Raw genomic sequence first — 398 nt, 5'->3', positions numbered from 1 at the left:
TGCTGTCGTACCGTCCGGGAAGCTTACAGTCACGGTTGATCCCGCTTCTGCTGTACCTGTCACTGGATCAGTGGCATTGATTGGATCAAGCACCGGTGCATTCGGTGCAGTGGTATCAATCGTCACCACAGCTGTATCTGTTCCTGCATTGCCTGCAGGGTCAGTTGCTGTCACGGTAATCGTGTGTGGACCATCTGTTAATGCAGGCAAGCTATTGTCTGCAAGTGTCCAAGTACCGTCACCATTGTTGGTTGCTGGATAGTTCACACCATCTACAGTCACCACCACAGTCGCAGTCGGATCATTCACTGTACCCGTGAGTGCGGGAGTGCTGTCATTGGTGAGCACATCATCGAGTGCAACCACAGGTGCAGTAATGTCCGCAGAGACTGTACCTG

The 398-nt window shown here is 52.5% G+C and carries 1 protein-coding gene; it reads right to left on the bottom strand.

All coding sequences use genetic code 11. The annotated features are described in order from the left end of the window. Positions 1–398, bottom strand: a 398-nt coding sequence (locus FY048_RS18985) for an Ig-like domain-containing protein (RefSeq protein WP_446092173.1), incomplete at both ends; no start/stop codon positions are given.

The sequence above is a fragment of the Acinetobacter sp. 1124_18A genome (genome assembly GCF_052824995.1).
The sequence above is the reverse complement of the archived record's forward strand: the minus strand, read 5'-3'. Positions and strand labels throughout refer to the sequence as shown.